The organism is Burkholderia sp. Bp9142, from assembly GCF_003853415.1.
Lineage (GTDB): Bacteria > Pseudomonadota > Gammaproteobacteria > Burkholderiales > Burkholderiaceae > Burkholderia.
In genome coordinates this window covers 274,160-289,966 of record NZ_QTPP01000002.1, presented here as the reverse complement: position 1 = coordinate 289,966, position 15,807 = coordinate 274,160, and the positions used below count along the sequence as shown (strand labels likewise).

Here is a 15,807-nt window from a genome sequence, read left to right as displayed (position 1 = left end):
ACGTCATGCGACCGCGCGAGCCGCCGGCGCGCCGGGCGTCGTGTACGCGCCGTCGAGATAGACGAGCGGATCGACGTCGCCGCTCATCAGCACTTCGCGAATGCGCCCGATGAACACCGTATGCGTGCCGTATTCGAAGCGGCCGTCCTGCTCGCACACGAAGCTCGCCTGCGAATCGTGCAGGTACGGGACGCCGAGCGGCGACGTGTGCCAGTCGCCGGTCGTGAAGCGCGCCTCGCCCTTCAGGCGGCCGCTGCAGTCGATCGCGATGCCTTCATGGCGTGCCGACAGCACGTTCACGCAGAACGGCGCGCCCACGTCGAGCGGCGGATACAGCGACGCACTGCGGTTGATGCAGATCAGCAGCGACGGCGGATCGGTCGACAGCGAATCGACCGCCGTCGCGGACATCGAGTAGCGCCGGCCTTCGTGCGCGCTGCTGATGACCGTGACGGAGCGCGCGAGGCGGCGCATCGCGAGCAGCATGTCGGTGCGCAGCGGATGGGTAGTGAGATCGCTCATTGTCGGACTCCGTCAGGTTCAGTCGTGGACGGCCGGACTGACCGGCCGCCGGCGTCGGCCGCTTGCGCGGCCAGGTGGTCGGCGGCGATGAACCCGAAGGTCATCGCCGGACCGAGCGTCGAGCCCGCGCCGGGGTAGCTCGCGCCCATCATCGATGCACTGGTGTTGCCGATCGCGTAGAGGCCGTCGACCGGCGCGCCGTCGGCGCGCAGCACGCGCGCCTGCGCGTCGGTGACGAGGCCGCCTTTCGTGCCGATGTCGCCCGCGTCGATCCGCACCGCGTAGAACGGCGCCTCGTCGACCGGCCCGAGGCACGGATTCGGCGCGTTGCGCGGATCGCCGTAGTACGTGTCGAACAGGTTGTCGCCCTTGCCGAACGCTTCGTCGATGCCGGTCGCCGCATAACGCGCCATGTCGCGCAGCGTGTCGTGCAGCCCGGCCGCATCGACCCCGATCCGCGCGGCGAGCGCATCGATCGTGTCGGCCTTCACGAGCACGTCGCGAAACGCGTCCGGCATCCGCGCATCCGGCATCATCGACGCCGGCATGATCGGCCCGCACGGATACTTGCGGCGAAAGCGCGCGTCGAACACCATCCAGGCCGGCACGCACGCGCCGGTGCGCGCATGGTCGCGATACATCGCGGGCACGAACTCCGAATACGGCGCGGCCTCGTTGACGAAGCGCTTGCCGAGACCGTTCACGATCACGCAGCCCGGCAGGTTGCGTTCGACGAACAGCGCGCGCTGCTTCTCCTCGCCCGCGACGCCGACCGTCGGCGCGCCCCACACGTGTTCCATCAGCGCGAGCGCGCCGCCGAGCCGGTGGCCTTCGGCGATCGCGTCGCCGGTGTTGGCCGGCGGCGTCGCGCTCCACTGCATCCGCGTCGGCTGCGGCAGGTAGCGTTCGCGCATCGGCTGGTTGCGCTCGAAGCCGCCCGCGCCGAGGATCACGCCGCGCCGCGCGACGATCGTCACGATCTGCCCGAAGCGCTGCGCACGCACGCCCGTCACGCGGCCGTCGACGTCGAGCAGGTCGCGCATCGGCGTGTCGAGCCACACGGGCACGTTGCGGTCGAGCAGCGCGCGGCGCAGCCCGCCGACCAGCGCGTTGCCGAGCGTCAGGCGCCGGTCGCGCCGCGTGCGGCGGCGCACGCCGAGATCGAGCCAGTAGCGGCCGAACTGCGCGATCGCGAGCTTCATGAAGCCCGGCCCGCGCGAGAACAGCGTGTGCGCCTCCTTCGACGTCACGGCCACGCGGCCGCCGATCAGCGTGCCGGGCGACGGCGGACGCAGCCGGTCGAGTTCGTCGCCGAGCCGCGCGCCGTCGAACGGCAGCGGATCGAGCGCGCGATAGCCCGGCATCGCGCCCGGCAGCTTCTGGAAATAGTCCGCGTACTTCGGCAGCGCCTGGTAGCGCACGGGCGTCTTCGCTTCGAGATAGCGCAGCATCTCGGGCGCCTGGTCGAGATACGCGTCGAGCCGCTCGCGCGACGACGCGCCGGCCGTGCACGCGTCGAGATAGCAGCGCGCGGCCTCGCGCGTATCGGTCGCGCCGAGTTCGGCGATATGGTGGTTGCAGGGCACCCAGATCCCGCCGCCCGAGACGGCCGACGTGCCGCCGTACAGCGCCGTCTTCTCGAGCACGACGACGGACAGCCCGCGGTCGGCCGCGCGGCACGCCGCGAGCAGCGCGCCCGCCCCCGAGCCGACGACCACGACGTCGAACACGTATTGCTGCGCTTGCGTGTCGTTCATCTCGGCCTCGTCAGATGAAGTAGTCCGTGTTCTCGCGGCCGAGCATCACGGCGCCGAGGTTCTGGCCGAAGCGGTCCACGTTGTTCGCGTAGTGCGCACGGGCCGCGTGCAGGTCGAGGAAGCGGCGCACCAGCGGATTGCGGTGATAGATGCCGTTGCCGCCCGCGTAGCGCAGCAGCGCGTTCGCGGCCTGCGCGCAGCGTTCGGCGACCTGCGCGGACTGGTAGCGGAAATGCACGCGACGTTCGATCGACACGGCCGGGCCGCCCGTCACCGACGCCATCAGTTCCGCGAAATTGCGCTTGAGCAGCACCGTCATCTCGTCGATCGCGACGGCCGCGTTCGCGCACGCGCTCTGCGCGCCCGGATCGTCGGTCGTCTTCGCGCCGCTGTTGGCCGACACGCGCGTGGCCGCATAGCCGGTGAAATCGTCGAGCGCGCCCTGCAGCGCGCCGATGCACGACGTGCACACCGCGCGCACGAAGATCTGCGCGAACGGCAGCCTGAACAGCGGCGCGTCGTTGACCGCGAGGCCCGGGCTCGTGCCCATCATCCCGTCGATCGCCTTGTGCGTGCGGTACGCGGGCACGAACACGTCGTCGACGACGATGTCGTGGCTGCCGGTCGCGCGCAGGCCGAGCACGTCCCAGTCCTGCTGGATCCGGTAGTCGGATTTCGGCAGCAGGAACGTGCGGTATTCCGGCGGCTGGCCGGCAACGGCCGGCGGCACCAGCGCGCCGAGGAACACCCATTCGCACAACTCGCTGCCGCTCGAGAACTTCCAGTGGCCGGACAGCCGGAAGCCGCCGTCGACCGGGCTCACGCGGCCGACCGGCATGTAGGTCGACGCGATCAGCGTCGCGGGATCCTTGCCCCACACGTCCTGCTGCGCGCGTGCGTCGAACAGCGCGAGTTGCCAGTTGTGCACGCCGACGACGCCATACACCCACGCAGTCGACATGCAGCCGCGCGCGAGCGCCATCTGGATGTCGAAGAAGGCCTGCGGATCGAGCTCGTAGCCGCCGTAGCGCTTCGGCTGCAGCACCTTGAAAAAGCCGGCGTCCTGCATGTCGGCGATCGTCTCGGCCGGGATGCGGCCCTGCGCGTCCGCCTGCGCGGCGCGGCCGGCGAGCGTCGGCGCCAGCGCCTCGGCCCGGGCGATCAGCGTGGCGGCCAGTGCGTTCGAATCGTTGTCGCGATGCACGAATGTCTCCTGTGATACGGAGCGCGCGCGGCGGCGCCCACCCCGGTCTCTCTAAGTGGTTCGTCGCGGCCGGCGCCGCGAGCGAGGGTTCCTGCTGCCGATGGTCGGACTCGCGCGACCGCGCCGCATCGTCCGAAGGGACGACGGACGATGCGCGGCCCTGCCCGCCTTACGCGCAGGCGCGCTCCTTCTCCTTGGCGAAGAACGGGATCACGTGCTCGCCGATATTGCGGATCGTCTCCATCTGCGCGTCGTGCGGCACCGTGCCCATCTGGCACAGGAACAGCACTTCGTCGACGCCCGCTTCCTGCAGGCGGCCCACGTAGCCGATGCAGTCGTCCACGGTGCCGTACGCGTGATTCGGGTTCATCATCGCGAGCGCCGGATCGGCGAAGTTCACGACGACTTCCTCCGACGCGAAGCGCGAACGGATCACCATCTCGCCGGTGTCGGCCTGCACGAGGTCGTCGCCCCACTTCGCCGGGTCCGGACGCTCGCCGCCCGTGTACCAGTACGCGAGCGACTCCATGAAGTAGCGCTGGCCGCGGATGCCGATCTTGCGGGCCTTCTGGCCGTCGGCCATCACGACCGTCGGGCACAGCGCCGCGAGGTGCTGGGTCGGGCGGAAGCCGACCTGGTCCTCCGGCTTGCGGTTCGCCCATGCTTCGCGATAGACCGCGTTCTTCTTCGCGACTTCATCGGGGCCGCCGAAACCGAGCACCAGCGCGCCCATCCCGCGCTGTCCTGCGCGCAGCAGCGCATCGGTGTTCGTGCAGGCGAGGTACATCGGCGGATGCGGATCCTGGAACGGCTTCGGGTGGATCGGACGCTTCGGAATCTTGATGTACTTGCCGTCGTGCTCGATCTCGTCCTGCACGAACATCTTCGGCACCAGGTACATCGACTCGTCGATCATCGGCTGCAGTTCGTTGAGGTCGTAGCCGAACGCGCCCGCTTCCTGCTGGCTGCCGCCCTTGCCCACGCCGAAATGCACGCGGCCACCCGACAGGATGTCGAGCAGCGCGACGCGCTCGGCGACCTTGATCGGATGGTTCATCGCCGGCGGCAGGCACACGACGCCATGACCGAGGCCGATGCGCGTCGTGCGGCCGGCCAGGTACGCAAGGAAGGTTTCCGGCGCGCTCATGTGCGCATAGTTGGTCAGCGACGTGTGCTCCACGCACCAGATCGTGTCGAAGCCGACCTGCTCGGCCAGCAGCGCCTGTTCGACCGTCTCGTTGAACACCCGGTGGTCGCCCTCGCGCGACGCGTCGGTGGTCTGGGCTTCGTAGATGAGGGAAAACTTCATTGCGTGCGTCTCCATGTATGTTGGACGAGTCGGGGGTCGTGCAGCCGCCCGCACGATACGGACGAATAGCGACGGTCCACGGATGGGAGTGTCGGCGCGCGGGCCCGCACGGGCATCGTCTGTTTGGAGTAACGGCCCGCCTGCGGGGACAGAGGGGTTTCACCGTCATCCGATCGGACTGCGTCGCGGCCGGCACCGCGCGCTAGCATCGAACGACGGTGCGGTGCGCGCCGACCACATCACGACGAGGGAGAGAGGGAATGAAGGTATCGATGCTGCTGTACCCGGTCGACGACATCGACACGGCCCTGCCGCTGTTCGTCGACGGACTGGGCCTGAACGTGAAGTTCCGCGACGGCGACCGCTACTGCGCGCTCGACGGCGGCCCGCTGACGATCGCGCTGGTGGCCGGCGACGAGCAGATCGTCGAGCGCGCCGCGCTCACGCTGCGCGTGGACGAGGACGACGACCTGTACGCGGCGATGGCGCGGGTCGTGAAGGCCGGCGCGTCGGTGCGCGTGCCGGTGCAGGCCGGGCCGCACGAATACCGCGCGGTGCTGGAGGACAGGAACGGCGCGCTGCTGGTGCTTTCGCAGAAACGCGCGGCATGAGCGGCATGAGCGGCGTGAGCGGCGTGAGCGGCGACGCATGGCGCGCGGCCCGGCCGGCTGCCGCGCGAACAGCGGCTGGCAGGTGACGAAGTGCGCTACACGCTTCGATCGGCCGCGCCGGGGGCACGCAGGTCGCTGGTTTCCAGCAGCTCGAGCAGCGTGCCGGCCGGCTGGCTGAGCCGCTTCGCGGCGAGCGCGATGAACTCGACATCGGGCAGCGCGGGCAGCCCGTCGCCGTTCACCGGCGGCGCCAGGCCGCGCGCCGACAGGTACTGCGACGTCGCGGTGAGCCCGAGGCCGGCCCGCGCGGCCGCGATGCAGCCCGGCTGGCTGCTGCTCGAACACACGACTTCCCAGCCGATCCCCTTCTCCGCGAGCGCGTTCAGCACGACCGCGCGCGTGACGCTCGGCTCGGCGACCAGCACGAGCGGCAGCGGCCGCTCCAGGTCGACGACGGTGCCCGGCCGCGCGACCCATTCGAGCCGCGCGCGCAGCAACGGCGTGCCGCGCCGCTCGCCGAGCCGCCGCTTGCCGACCATCAGGTCGAGCGCGCCCGCATCCATCAGTTCGTAGAGCCGGCTCGTCATGCCGGTCGTGATCTCCAGCGCAACGTCGGGGTGCGCGGCGCGAAACGCCGCGAGCACGTCCGGCAGCGCGACCAGCGCGAGATCGTCCGACGCGCCGAGCCGCACGCGGCCCTGCAGCCGCGGCTTGCGGAACTGCGATTCCGCACGGTTCAGCGCCTGCAGGATCACGTTCGCGTGCACGAGCAGCGCCTCGCCGTCGGCCGTCATCGCGATCGAATGGGTGTCGCGCACGAACAGCCGCCGGCCGACGCTCTCTTCGAGACGACGGATGTGTTCGCTGACGCTCGACTGGTTGAGCCCGAGCTGCCGGCCCGCTTCGGTGAAGCTGCGGCAGTTCGTGACGGTCGCGAACGTCTTGAGCCAGACGGGATTGAGCATTCCCGCATTGTCATCGGCAACTCCGATGACAGTCAATGTCTTCAGGCGGCTTCCCGATGACTGGCGGAATCGGTACCATCGAACGCTTGTAGACCGGCCGTGCGCCGGCGCGAGCCTGCCAGGCCGTGTCGCCCGTCACGTCGCCATCGCCGGTCGCCGCACTTCCCATTTCGTCATGCCCCGCGAACCCTCACACTCCGCGCTGCTGTGGATCGTCGCCGCCGCGTTCTTCATGCAGTCGCTCGACACGACGATCGTCAACACCGCGCTGCCGTCGATCGCCCAAAGCCTGCATGCGTCACCGCTCGCGATGCAGCCGGTCGTGGTCGTCTACACGCTGACAATGGCGATGCTCACGCCGGCGTCCGGCTGGCTCGCCGACCGGTTCGGCACGCGCCGCGTGTTCTCGGTCGCCATCCTGGTGTTCTCGCTCGCGTCGATCGGCTGTGCCGCGTCGCACACGCTCGGCCAGCTCGTCGTCGCACGCGCCGTGCAGGGTATCGGCGGCTCGATGCTGCTCCCGATCGGGCGGCTCGCCGTGTTGCGCCGCGTGCCGGGCGAACGGTACGTCGCGGCGATCGCGTTCGTGTCGATCGCCGGGCAGCTCGGCCCGATCGTCGGACCGACGCTCGGCGGCTGGCTCACGCAGGCGATTTCCTGGCACTGGGTGTTCATCGTCAACGTGCCGGTCGGCGTGGTCGGCTTCCTCGCGGTGCAGCGCTTCCTGCCGCACGACCAGGCGACGCAGCCGCCGCCGTTCGACTTCGTCGGCTGCGCGCTGCTGTCGGTCGCGATGATCGCGCTGTCGCTCGCGATCGATCCGCCGATGCCCGCGCACCGCACCGGCTGGGCGATCGGGCTGGCCGTGCTCGGCGTGGCGAGCGCGCTCGCATACCTGCCCCATGCACGACGCCGCGCGCAGCCGCTGTTCCGGCTCGGGCTGTTCCGCGAGCCGAACTTCGGCTCGGGGCTGCTCGGCAACCTGCTGTGCCGGATCGGCACGAGCGCCGTGCCGTTCATGCTGCCGCTGCTGATGCAGGTGCAGCTCGGCTATACGCCGCTGCAGTCGGGGATGATGATGCTGCCGGCCGCGATCGCCGGCGTGATCGCGAAACGCTGGATCGCGCCGCTCGCGAAACGCTTCGGCTATGCGACGTTCCTGGTCGTGAACACGGGGATCGTCGGCTGCGCGATCGCGGGGTTCGCGCTGGTATCGGCACGGCCCGCGCCACTGCTGGAGATTGCGTTGCTGATCGTGTTCGGCGCAGCCAACTCGATGCAGTTCGCCGCGATGAACGCCGTGACGCTCAAGGGGCTGTCACACGCCGACGCCGGCAGCGGCAACAGCCTGTTCACGATGATGCAGATGCTGGCGATGGGGCTCGGCGTATCGATCGGCGGCGGGCTCGTGAACCTGTTCGCCGCGCATTGGGGCTCGATGGCGAACGGCTTCATGCTGTCGTTCGCGTGCATGGGCTCGGTCACGCTGCTGTCGTCCGTCGTGTTCCGGCGGATCGACACCGCCGCGCCGCCGAGACCGGTCGCGCCGCGGCCGTCCGTATGAGCGGTGCCGCGGGCGGACGTGGCCGTCAGTTCACCTGGCGGCGCTCGACGACACGCCTGAGCACCCAGCGGATCGACGAACCGTCGGCCGGGGGTTGCGCGACGCGGTACTCGTCGACTTCCAGTACGTATTGATAACCGGGCTGGTACGCAAAGCCTTCGATCCCTGCGTACCACAGGCTCCACGGCTCGGCCGGGCTGCCGCGCACCTGCAGGCAGTCCATCGGCGCGACGCCCGTGCAGCGCGCCGCCTGCGGCGCGACATGAACGGTCCTGGTCACGGGCCGGCCGTCGGCCGGGCGGGCCGCGCGCGCGGCCGTCGCGGCCGCGTCGGTCTGGCATCCGGCCAGCAGCGTGCTGCCGGCAATCACGGCCGCGCCGAGCAGCCTTTGGGTCTTGCGAATCATCCGATGTCTCTCAGGAAGCGTTGGCGGGCCGGTTAGACGAGTGGTGCGCCGGGAAAGTTCACAATCGGCTTACAGCAGGCGTACCGCCACCTTCATTCGACGTCGGCAGGAACACCGCGCACTCGCATCTGCGTGCGATCTTTTCGAAGACGGATGTCACGCGGCCGGCGACGCTCGTGCGGACGTTGCTGAACAGCGTGTTGTCGCTGGAGCGATGCGATCGACGGCGGCTTCACCGCGTGGTGATCGTGTATTACCATCGGCGCTTCCTCGTACGCTTCGTCGCGCCGCCTGCGCCTGCCCGGCCACGGGCAGGCAGCGCCCCCTGTTCGCATGACCTCACCCGTTCCGTCCGACGCCGCGCTGCGGCCGCAGCCGATCGATGCGCTGACCGTGCCGGCCGCGCTCGACGGACGCGCGGGCACGAACCGCTCGACCGGCGCACACCCGCAGATCGCCGCGACCCATGATCTCGATGCCGTGCGCGCATGGCTCGCGCGCTTCGTCGATACGCCCGCCACATTCCAGAACTACCGCAAGGAAGCCGAGCGCCTGCTGCTGTGGGCCGTGATCGCGTGCGGCAAGCCGCTGTCGTCGCTCACGCACGAGGATCTCGTCGTCTACCGGCAGTTCCTGCTCGCGCCCGCGCCGGCCGACGTGTGGTGCGCGAACGGCGGCCGCAAGCATCCGCGCGGCGACCCGCGCTGGCGGCCGTTCTACGGGCCGCTGTCGGCGGCCAGCCAGCGCCAGGCGATGGTGATCCTGAACGTGATGTTCTCGTGGCTCGTGCAGGCCGGCTATCTGGCCGGCAATCCGCTCGCGTTGTCGCGGCAGCGGCAACGGCGGCCCGCGCCGCGCGTCACGCGCCATCTCGGGCCGCCGCTGTGGCAGGCGGTCAAGGACGCGATCGCCGCGATGCCGCGCGACGATGCGCGCGCATCCTTCCATGCGGACCGCGCGCGCTGGGTCTTCACGCTGCTGTATCTCGGCGGGCTGCGCATCACCGAGGCAGCCGATACGACGATGGGGCAATTCTTTGCACGGCGCGACGCGAACGGATACGATCGCTGGTGGCTCGACGTGACCGGCAAAGGCGGCAGGCAGCGGCTCGTGCCGGCCACCACCGAAATGATGGCCGAGCTCGCGCGCTACCGGCGCGCGCACGGCCTGCCCGCGCTGCCCGCCGACGGCGAGGACACGCCGCTCGTGCTGCCGGCCGGTCACACGCGCAAGCCGCTCACGCGCGCCGCGCTGCACCGGATCGTGAAGCAGGTGTTCCGGTTCGCGGCCGACCGGTTGCGCGCGCAAGGGGATGCCGGCGAGGCACAGGCGCGCGTGCTCGACCAGGCATCCGCGCACTGGCTGCGCCACAGTGCGGGCTCGCACATGGCCGACGGCCGCGTCGACCTGCGGCTCGTGCGCGACAACCTCGGACACGTCTCGCTGACGACGACGAGCCAGTATCTGCATGCGGACGACGACTGGCGGCACAGCGAAACCGACGAGAAGCACCGGATCGGCTGGTGAGCGGCGGGCCGTCCGGTCCGCTTCAATACACGGCCACCCAATGCCCGGGCACCCACGCCCAGTGGTTGCCGGCCCAGCGGTAATGGCCCTTCGCCCAGCGATAGCCGGGTGCGGGCGGCGGCGGCGCCACCTCGGCGACCGGTGCGGGCTGCGGCGGCCGCGCGGGTTCGACCACGCACGCGGACAGCAGCGCGGCGCTCGTGGTCACCAGTACGGCAAGCGATACGGATCGGATCTTCATCGTCACTTCTCCCTGTTGTGTCATCGGTTGGCGGATGCGAACGCGCGCCTGCCGCGCGTCACGCGGTTCCGCGAACGAGGCCCGTCATCGGCCGCGTCGCGCCGCTTTCCGCGAACAGCGTGGCCGCGGTGCGGCCGGGATCGAGCCGCAGGCTTTCGGCGGCCGCGCCCGCGATCAGCGCATCGAGCGACGCGGTCGGCTTCAGGTCGCGCCCTTCGTACAGGTCGGCCGGCCGCAAGCCCGGCCAGTCGGCGATCACCCGGCCGCCCGCGACCGCCCCGCCCGCCAGCATCGCGACCGACGCCTGCCCGTGATCGGTGCCGCCCGTGCCGTTCGCGGCGGCCGTGCGGCCGAACTCGGTCGCGACCAGCACGGTGGTCTGCTGCCACACGGGCCCGAGACCGTCGCGCAATGCGGCGAGCATCGTGTCGAGCGCCTTCAACTGGTTCGCGAGCCGTGCGTTCTGCGCGCTGTGCGTGTCCCAGCCGCCCGTCTCGATCATCGCGATCCGCGGGCCGTCGTCGCGCGCGAGAAACGCCGCCGCGAGCGTGCCGACGCCCGCCGGATCCTGACGCGCATGCGCATCGCCGGCGAGGCCGCGCGCCGCCATCGCCGATTGCCACAGCGGCGCGAGCTGCGCATCGGCCTCGTAAAGCGCCGACACGCGCGCGAGCAGGTCGTCCGGCGCGGCCGGCAAACCGGACGCCGCATACGACGCGGCCTGCACGCTGCCGCGCAACGCAAGCGGCACCGTCGGCGCGAACGCGATCGCGCGCTCGCGCGTCGCCGGCAACATCGCGGCGAGGCGGTTCAGCCAGCCGTCCTTCACCTGGTATGGGGCGCGGCCGCCCGTCTCGAGCACGTTCTGGCCGTCGAAATGCGAGCGGTCGCGATACGGCGACGCGATCGCGTGAACGAACAGCGCCTGTTGGTCGCGAACCATCTGCGCGGTCTGGACAAGCGACGGATGCAGCGCGAACGTGCCGTCGATGCGCGTCGCCGCCGCGGCATCGATCGCCAGCGGGCCGCGCAATGACGCATACGCGGGTTCCGCATACGGGACGACGATGTTCAGCCCGTCGGCCGCGCCGCGCTGGATCACGAACACGAAGCGCCGGTCGGTTTCGACGTTCGCGAACACGATGCGCGGCGCGACGAGGATCGCGCCCGCGCCGGCCGCCGCGACGCTCAGGAAATGACGACGGGTAAGGGATCGAGCCATGTTCATCTCCGCTGGAAATCGGGCGACACGAGCAGCAGCGCGAGCGACGTCGTCGCGCTTTCCGCGCGCGACAGCGCGGTCGCCGTCGGTGCGCTCAGCGAGCCGGCCAGCAGCGTGTTGCCGAGCGTGCGTGGATCGAGCCGGTCGCCCGTACGCGCGGCGAGCCGCTGCGCGATCTCGACACGGCGCACCAGCGCGTCGGGCGCGGCCCAGCTCGCGGCGACGTCGTCGTAGCCGGCCGGCGACCCGGGCCGCCACACCGGCTGGCCGAGTTGCGCGAGCAGCGGCGCGGCCTTCAGGTCGCCGAAGTCGCCCGTATCGCGCCAGCCGAGCCCGCGCAGCGACGACACGGCCCACTCCCACGGCGTCTTGAACTTGCGGTTGACCGGCAACCAGGCATCCGGCGCATCGACGAGCGCGCGATAGACGGTCGGCAAATCGCCGCCGCTCGTCTCGAATGCGCGCGCGAGCCGGTCAGTGAGCGCGGGCGGCGGGTTGTCGGCGACGAAATGGCGAGCGAGCTGGAACGCGATGTGCCGGCCCGTCGCCGGCGAAGCTGCGAGGTCGCCCAGGATCGCGCGCGCCTGCGCTTCGCCCGGCTGGTCGTAGGCGCGGCCCATTACCGCGCGCACGCCCGGTTCATGCAGCTTCGGGCGAAACACGAACGCGCCGGGCGCCGCGTCGCCGGGCTGCGGCCCGCGTTCGCCGGCAATGCTCCAGCCGGTCAGCGCACGCGCGAATTCCGTCACGTCCGTTTGCGTGTAGCCGGTGCGTACGCCGAGCGTATGCAGCTCCATGATTTCGCGCGCGAGATTCTCGTTGAGACCGCGCCGCGCCGCGGGATTGCGCGCTTCGGCGCGCAGCGCGGCCGGACTGTCGGGGCCGACCGAGCGCGCCTGGTCGAGAAACAGCTGCATCGCGGGATGCTGCTCGGCGGCGACGAGCATGTCCTCGAAGCGGCCGAGCACGTGCGGGCGGATCGCATCGCGCTCGAATGCGCCCGCGTACGCGGCGACCTGCCCCTTGTCGACCGACACCGCGAAATGGTTCGCCCAGAAATGCACGAGCCGCTCGACGAACGGCGCGGGCGTGGCGAGCGCGCTGTTCAGCCGCGCGGCGACCGCGCTGCGATACGCGTCGTAGCCATCGCGACGGATCGACTGCGCGGTCGCGCGCTTGGCCGCCGCGTCGTCGCTCGTCATCGCGTGGCGGGTGTTCGCGAACCGGGTGGCGAGCGTGACCGCGTCCGGCTCGGCGGCCCACGCGGCGGGACGCGGGTCGTAGCGATCGAACTGGGCGACCAGCGCGGCCTTCGGGTCGACCGGCGGCGCTTCGTTGGCTCGCGCGCCGAGACCGAAGCGGTTCAGCGCGATGGCGGCCGGTGAGATGTCGTTCGGATGGTCCATGACGGGGGCTCTCGCGATGCGTACCCGTGTTTAACGGGGGCCGGCGGGAAATCCGTCGCGGGATGGGCGAAATATTTCGGATGCGGCGCGGCGATGCTGCCGGACAGCACCGCCTGAACAACCTCACGGACCTCACGGAACGGGATATCACCGGTGGCACCGGCAAGTTCCGCGGCATCCACGGCATCGTGCGCGCGGAAACCGTATCCGACGCCAAGGCCTTCAACCAGACCCACACTGAATTCGAAGACTGGTTCGACAAGTAGCCGGGAGGATGGCCTCGGGTCGGCGACGCCCGTGACGATCACCCCAGCTCGAACGACGTCACCCCGAACACGCGCTCGATCGCCATCGCGGGCACTTCTTGCGTATACATCCGCGCGGTTTCGAATACGCTCGACATGCCGTGCCGTTCAGCGAGCGCGACGGCCGCGGGGTTCGTTTCAGGCACGTCGAGCACGATCACCTCGCCGGGCATGTGCGACGCCAGCGCACGAAACAGCCCCGTGGCGACGCCTGCGTCATCGGCGAAGAGCGGGCCGATCTTGCAACCCGCCCTGCAGCGGCGCACGACGCCGTACCCGGCGACACGACCGGCCTCGACCGTTGCGAGCGCAACGGCATCGGGTTGCGCGATCCAGGCGGAAACAAAACGCTCGCGCGCCGCGGGAAAACACTGGCGATCGTAGGCAAGCAACTGCTGGAACGGCACATCGGCCACGGACGCCACATGAGCGCACCCGATGCCGTCCACGCGCCCCTGATAGCGGATGTTGCGATACGCGAGCCGGAACCCGGACTTCCTGTAGTTCGCCTGCTGGGCCACGACGCCGTCGAGACCGACGTTGCGGTCTCCGAGGTAGCGCATGCCGTGCTGCCAGATGCGCAAACCGAAGCCCTGGCCGCGAAACCCGGGTTTTACGATGTAGAGACCGATGAAGCCGAAGCGCTCGTCATAGGCGACGGCGGAGATGCACGCAACCGGCTCGCCGCGCAACACCCCGACGAAAAAGCCGGCCGGGTCCGCTTCCCTGAAGCACTGCGGATCATGCCGGCCGGGGTTCCACCCTTCGGCAGCCGCCCATTCGACCGACATGGCCACCTCATCGGCCGACATGGTGCGCACGATAAAGTCTTCGCTTCGATCCATGGTTCGCCCCCATCGCGGCACTCGAGATGGCCGCCAACTGATTCGCGAACGTCGCGCGTCGTCACGCAACGCCGCTTACTGACTCCCCGCCGCGTCGCGTTTGCTCTGCAATTTCGCCGGCAACCGCCAGTTCCCGCTCCGCCGCAACCCGTCGACGAACTTCGCGCGCTCGTCCGGCGTCAACGTCGCCGCGAAATCGACGACACTGCGCTCCACCTGCCCGCGCAACGCACTGTCCGCCGCCCGCGTCCGGTCGAGCGCCGCATCGATCGCCGGACGATCGAGCTGCGGCGCAGCCAGCAGATCCAGCACCGTAATCCGCCCGTCACGCCCTTCCCGCGCGACATCCCGGCCGTCCTTGCGCGCCGCCTTCAGCGCGGCGGCAAATTCCTGCCGACGCGCATCGGACAATTCGTCCGCGGCGAACCGCAACGCCGTACGCTGCCCGGGCATCCCGGCCCCATGCAGATCGCGATGCGTCGCGAACCACTGATACGCGCCGCCGCCAATCGCGCCGAGCATGAACACGTTCAGCACGACGGACCCGACGAGAATGAATTTCCAGCCGCGCTCGCTCAATCGTCGCCTCCGTCGATACTTGGGCCGCCGAACGTCGTCGTCAGGTAGCCCGGTTCGTGTTGCGCGACCGGCGCGCTACCGAGCATCAGCATCGACACGGCCACCGCGCCCGCCAGCGCGCCCGCCAGCCCGACGCCCGCGAACGCCGCGCCCGACCACCACACTCTTCCTCGCCGCCGCGCACCTCGCGGCGCAGGCGCCGACGCGACGATGCGTTCGACGAGCGCCGGCGCCGGCGCCGGCGGCGTGACCGCATCCTGCGCGAGCCACGCATCGAGTTCGGCGGCTTCGTCGAGCGCCTCCAGCGCGTCGCGCGGATGCGCTTGCGCCCACGCTTCGGCCGCCGCGCGTTCGCCTGGCGGCCAGCGCCGCGCATCCGCGCCGTACGCGGCGACGATGGTACGAAATCGTTCGGGTGTCATCGCTTGTCCTCGCTAGGTGGGTCGCCGGCCAGTTGCGCGCGCAGGTTGCGCCTCGCGCGCGCGAGCAGGCTTTCCAGCGCATCGACGGTGATGCCCATCAGGTTGGCCGCTTCAACGTTCGACATCTCCTGATAGTACTGGAGCACGAGCGCTTCCCGCTGCCTGGGCGGCAACGCGGCGAGCGCCTGCCGTACGCGCGCGTCGCGCGAGCGCGACTCCGCGTGCGCGGCCGGCTCCGGTTGCGGGTCCGGCACGTCGGGCAGCGCGTCGACCGGCTCCTCGCGCCGCCCGCGCAAGCGGTCATAGCACAGGTTCAGCACGACGCGATGCAGCCAGGTGTCGAAGCGCGCTTCGCCGTCCCGCCAGCGCGGCGCGTGATTCCAGATCCGCAGGAAGGTTTCCTGCGCAACGTCTTCCGCCTCGCTCCGGTCGCCGAGCATGCGCGTCGCGAGCGCGAGCAAGCGCGGCAGCTTGCGTGCGACGAGCGCGCGCACGGCCGACGCGTCGCGCGCGCCGACCCGCGCGACGAGTTCCGCGTCCGGATCGGCGTTGCTCAACGCGGACTGCTCCACAACGTGCCGGGCGAACGCCGCATGCTGCCGGCGGGTCTGCCCGCCGTCCGGCTGAAGCTCATCGTCGTGCTCTCCTTGCATGCGCCGGGCCGGCGCCGGACGGCGCCATGCCGGCGCGTCGGCAACGCGCGGTGCGCCGCGCCCGAGATCGGCCTGGTCGGTTTCGTCGACATCCGGTTCGAAGGGCATATCGATCCTGTCGATCGCCAGCCGGCCGCGCGATCAATATACGACGACCGGCGCGGGCCGGTAATACACGGGACGCGCCGGCACCACGACACAGCCGGTCAGCACGGCGGCCGCGGCTGCCAGGATCACGAGGGTTCGAAAAGGCATGGCTCGACTCATGA

General features: G+C 70.5%; 17 protein-coding genes. 4 read left to right on the top strand and 13 right to left on the bottom strand.

Annotation, left to right across the window (positions count from 1 at the left end; genetic code table 11):
* Positions 1 to 3: 3 nt before the first annotated feature.
* The 4 genes from DIE22_RS04050 to DIE22_RS04035 form a co-directional block, all read right to left on the bottom strand.
* Positions 4 to 522, bottom strand: coding sequence for a flavin reductase family protein (locus DIE22_RS04050; protein ID WP_124604572.1), 519 nt, complete (start codon positions 520 to 522; stop codon positions 4 to 6).
* Positions 519 to 2,279: an FAD-dependent oxidoreductase gene (locus tag DIE22_RS04045; protein WP_124496238.1), complete on the bottom strand. Its 1,761-nt coding sequence runs from the start codon at positions 2,277 to 2,279 to the stop codon at positions 519 to 521. Before DIE22_RS04045 ends, DIE22_RS04050 begins: the two co-directional genes overlap by 4 nt.
* A gap of 10 nt (positions 2,280 to 2,289) precedes the next feature.
* Positions 2,290 to 3,483, bottom strand: a complete 1,194-nt coding sequence (locus DIE22_RS04040) for an acyl-CoA dehydrogenase family protein (protein WP_124604571.1) — start codon at positions 3,481 to 3,483, stop codon at positions 2,290 to 2,292.
* A 169-nt stretch (positions 3,484 to 3,652) separates the two neighbouring features.
* Entirely contained in the window at positions 3,653 to 4,792 is a 1,140-nt protein-coding gene (locus DIE22_RS04035; protein ID WP_124604570.1) for an LLM class flavin-dependent oxidoreductase, read from the bottom strand.
* Between the two features lie 260 nt (positions 4,793 to 5,052).
* Here DIE22_RS04035 and DIE22_RS04030 point away from each other — a divergent pair, with 260 nt between their 5' ends.
* Positions 5,053 to 5,403 (top strand): VOC family protein, encoded by a 351-nt coding sequence (locus DIE22_RS04030; RefSeq protein WP_124484670.1) that lies wholly within the window; start codon positions 5,053 to 5,055, stop codon positions 5,401 to 5,403.
* A 95-nt stretch (positions 5,404 to 5,498) separates the two neighbouring features.
* Here DIE22_RS04030 and DIE22_RS04025 read toward each other — a convergent pair whose 3' ends face one another.
* Complete coding sequence (locus tag DIE22_RS04025) at positions 5,499 to 6,368, bottom strand: LysR family transcriptional regulator (RefSeq protein ID WP_124604569.1); 870 nt, start codon at positions 6,366 to 6,368, stop codon at positions 5,499 to 5,501.
* A gap of 175 nt (positions 6,369 to 6,543) precedes the next feature.
* Here DIE22_RS04025 and DIE22_RS04020 point away from each other — a divergent pair, with 175 nt between their 5' ends.
* A complete protein-coding gene (locus DIE22_RS04020) occupies positions 6,544 to 7,932 on the top strand; it encodes a DHA2 family efflux MFS transporter permease subunit (RefSeq protein ID WP_124496246.1) in 1,389 nt (462 codons plus the stop codon).
* Positions 7,933 to 7,957: 25 nt separating this feature from the next.
* On the opposite strand, the gene DIE22_RS04015 is transcribed toward DIE22_RS04020, so the two are convergent.
* The gene (locus tag DIE22_RS04015) at positions 7,958 to 8,338 is read right to left on the bottom strand and encodes a DUF4377 domain-containing protein (RefSeq protein WP_124496248.1); all 381 of its coding nucleotides are present in this window, start codon (positions 8,336 to 8,338) and stop codon (positions 7,958 to 7,960) included.
* Positions 8,339 to 8,671: 333 nt separating this feature from the next.
* Between DIE22_RS04015 and DIE22_RS04010 the strand changes: the two genes are divergently transcribed.
* A complete protein-coding gene (locus tag DIE22_RS04010) occupies positions 8,672 to 9,865 on the top strand; it encodes a tyrosine-type recombinase/integrase (protein WP_124496250.1) in 1,194 nt (397 codons plus the stop codon).
* 22 nt (positions 9,866 to 9,887) lie between these two features.
* On the opposite strand, the gene DIE22_RS04005 is transcribed toward DIE22_RS04010, so the two are convergent.
* Genes DIE22_RS04005 through DIE22_RS03995 form a run of 3 tightly spaced genes read right to left on the bottom strand, consistent with a single transcriptional unit; the run spans position 9,888 to position 12,734 of the window.
* Positions 9,888 to 10,106, bottom strand: a complete 219-nt coding sequence (locus DIE22_RS04005; RefSeq protein ID WP_124496252.1) for a YXWGXW repeat-containing protein — start codon at positions 10,104 to 10,106, stop codon at positions 9,888 to 9,890.
* A 58-nt stretch (positions 10,107 to 10,164) separates the two neighbouring features.
* The gene (locus tag DIE22_RS04000; protein ID WP_124496254.1) at positions 10,165 to 11,328 is read right to left on the bottom strand and encodes a DUF1501 domain-containing protein; all 1,164 of its coding nucleotides are present in this window, start codon (positions 11,326 to 11,328) and stop codon (positions 10,165 to 10,167) included.
* Positions 11,329 to 11,330: 2 nt separating this feature from the next.
* Positions 11,331 to 12,734 carry a DUF1800 family protein gene (locus DIE22_RS03995; RefSeq protein WP_124496256.1) on the bottom strand — a complete coding sequence of 468 codons (1,404 nt, stop codon included), beginning with the start codon at positions 12,732 to 12,734 and terminating at the stop codon, positions 11,331 to 11,333.
* 62 nt (positions 12,735 to 12,796) lie between these two features.
* Here DIE22_RS03995 and DIE22_RS03990 point away from each other — a divergent pair, with 62 nt between their 5' ends.
* Positions 12,797 to 13,000 (top strand): hypothetical protein, encoded by a 204-nt coding sequence (locus DIE22_RS03990; RefSeq protein WP_124604568.1) that lies wholly within the window; start codon positions 12,797 to 12,799, stop codon positions 12,998 to 13,000.
* Between the two features lie 38 nt (positions 13,001 to 13,038).
* Here the strand turns inward: DIE22_RS03990 and DIE22_RS03985 are convergent, their stop codons facing one another.
* The 4 genes from DIE22_RS03985 to DIE22_RS03970 form a co-directional block, all read right to left on the bottom strand.
* Positions 13,039 to 13,884 carry a GNAT family N-acetyltransferase gene (locus DIE22_RS03985; protein WP_124604600.1) on the bottom strand — a complete coding sequence of 282 codons (846 nt, stop codon included), beginning with the start codon at positions 13,882 to 13,884 and terminating at the stop codon, positions 13,039 to 13,041.
* 75 nt (positions 13,885 to 13,959) lie between these two features.
* Positions 13,960 to 14,463 (bottom strand): periplasmic heavy metal sensor, encoded by a 504-nt coding sequence (locus DIE22_RS03980; RefSeq protein ID WP_124496260.1) that lies wholly within the window; start codon positions 14,461 to 14,463, stop codon positions 13,960 to 13,962.
* Complete coding sequence (locus tag DIE22_RS03975; RefSeq protein ID WP_124496262.1) at positions 14,460 to 14,885, bottom strand: hypothetical protein; 426 nt, start codon at positions 14,883 to 14,885, stop codon at positions 14,460 to 14,462. The genes DIE22_RS03980 and DIE22_RS03975 overlap by 4 nt, the downstream gene beginning before the upstream one ends.
* Positions 14,882 to 15,646: an RNA polymerase sigma factor gene (locus tag DIE22_RS03970; protein ID WP_124496264.1), complete on the bottom strand. Its 765-nt coding sequence runs from the start codon at positions 15,644 to 15,646 to the stop codon at positions 14,882 to 14,884. Before DIE22_RS03970 ends, DIE22_RS03975 begins: the two co-directional genes overlap by 4 nt.
* Positions 15,647 to 15,807 lie beyond the last annotated feature (161 nt).